Annotated in this window: 3 protein-coding genes; all 3 read left to right on the top strand. The window is 64.8% G+C overall.

Annotated elements, in window-relative coordinates:
- Positions 1-180 precede the first annotated feature (180 nt).
- The 3 genes from KBI52_RS33365 to KBI52_RS01710 are packed head-to-tail and all read left to right on the top strand — an operon-like array spanning position 181 to position 1,817.
- A complete protein-coding gene (locus tag KBI52_RS33365) occupies positions 181-306 on the top strand; it encodes a hypothetical protein (RefSeq protein WP_256439450.1) in 126 nt (41 codons plus the stop codon).
- Between the two features lie 31 nt (positions 307-337).
- The gene (locus KBI52_RS01705; RefSeq protein WP_173945675.1) at positions 338-1,015 is read left to right on the top strand and encodes an HAD-IA family hydrolase; all 678 of its coding nucleotides are present in this window, start codon (positions 338-340) and stop codon (positions 1,013-1,015) included.
- A 10-nt stretch (positions 1,016-1,025) separates the two neighbouring features.
- Entirely contained in the window at positions 1,026-1,817 is a 792-nt protein-coding gene (locus KBI52_RS01710; protein WP_371823096.1) for an ATP12 family chaperone protein, read from the top strand.
- Positions 1,818-1,890: the final 73 nt, after the last annotated feature.

Consider the following 1,890-nt stretch of genomic DNA (forward strand, 5'->3'; position numbering starts at 1 on the left):
AGGCTATGATCTACCTCGCCGCCGCCGTCATCAACTCACGATGAATCCCCACAAGCCTTAGGTCGGAAGATAGAAAGACAACGGGAAAAAACCCGGGGCTTCGGGGATCGTTCCCCGAAACGCGTCCTGGATGCAGCCCCGATTATTGAATATGGTGCCCGCCCATAAGGGGGCTCCCACATGAAACATATCATTCGCGTCGCCGCCGTCGTCGGTCTTGGGCTGCTCGCCACGGCCTGCGACAAGTGCGGCAACTGGAATATGAACACGCCGCAGTTCTGTCACGCCGACAAGCCGCAGTCCTGACCTGCCGACTGATCCTGATCGGGAAAGATCCTTGAAGCTCGTTCTCTTCGATGTCGACGGCACGCTGGTCGACAGCCAGGACATCATCGTCGCGGCGCAGCGCATGGCGTTCGCGGCCCATGGGCTGGAGCCGCCGAGCCGGGAACGCTCACTCTCCATCGTAGGGCTGTCCCTCGCGGAGGCGTTTACGGTTCTGGTCGGATCCAAGGGGCCTGTCGATGGGCTCGTCGCGGCCTACAAGGACGCTTTTCTCACCCTGCGCCAAGATCCGGCAAATGCGGAGCCGATCTTCCCCGGCGTCGACCATTGCCTTGAATGGCTCCGACGTCGGGGTGACGTGCTGCTCGGGATAGCCACCGGAAAATCCCGGCGTGGCGTTGCTCATCTGCTCACCCGCCAGGGATGGCAAGACGTCTTCTCGGTGATCCAGACCGCCGACGATGCCCCCTCCAAGCCTCATCCGGGCATGATCCTGCAGGCGACGCGGGAGGTTGGGGCCGAGCCCCACGACACGGTCATGGTCGGTGATTCCAGCTTCGACATGGCCATGGCTCGTGCGGCGGGCGTCCTGCCGGTGGGCGTATCCTGGGGATTTCAGACCGTGGCCGCTCTGACCGAGGCGGGAGCGGGACCCATCGTCCATTCCTTTCAGGAACTCGAGACGGCTCTGCAGGAATTCCTGGACGCTCCCTCGCCGATTTCCGCCTGAACCCCATCTTATGCCCATGACAGATCCACGCGACTGGTTCCCGTCGGAAGAGGAACCCAACCCCATGCGGGCTGCCCAGGCCGGCATGAAGCCCACCCTGCCGAAGCGCTTCTACAAGGAGGCCGGCGTCGAGGAGCGGGACGGCCTGTTCCATCTGACCCTCGACGGGCGTACGGCCAAGACGCCGAGCAAGCAGGCCCTGGCCGTGCCGACCCGCGAACTGGCCGAAGCAATCGCCGCGGAATGGCAGGGGCAGGGGGACGAGATCAATCCCTCCACCATGCCCATTACCCGCATCGTCAATTCCGCGATCGACGGGGTAGCGCCCCGGCACACCGAGGTCGTGGAGGATCTCGTGCGCTATGCCGGGTCGGACCTGGTCTATTACCGCGCCGGCGAGCCCGAACGTCTTGCCAATGCGCAGGACGAGGCCTGGAGCCCGGTTCTCGACTGGGCTCGGGACGCCCACGGCGCCCGTTTCACCTTGGGCGAGGGCGTCATGCATGTGGCTCAGCCGGACGAGGCTGTCACGGCGATTCGTGGCGCTGTCGAGCAGATCCGGTCGCCGTTCGCGCTCGCCGCCCTGCATGTGATGACGACTCTCTCCGGGTCGGTGCTGATTGCTCTCGCCCACGCGGCGCGTCAGCTGGACCTTGATCAGGCCTGGGCCGCCGCGCATGTGGACGAGCTCTATCAGGAGAGCATCTGGGGCGAGGATTACGAGGCGATGGAACGCCGCCGGCGACGCGAGGCCGATTTCAGGGCCGCTTCCACGGTCTACCGGCTCGCGACGCCGTCATAGCGCATTCCGTGGAAAAGTGGATCCGGTTTTCGCTGACGCGGCCCTTCGGGTCCACGGTGAACGATGCGCCGGC

This window comes from Microvirga sp. HBU67558 (assembly GCF_018069605.1).
GTDB lineage: Bacteria > Pseudomonadota > Alphaproteobacteria > Rhizobiales > Beijerinckiaceae > Microvirga > Microvirga terrae.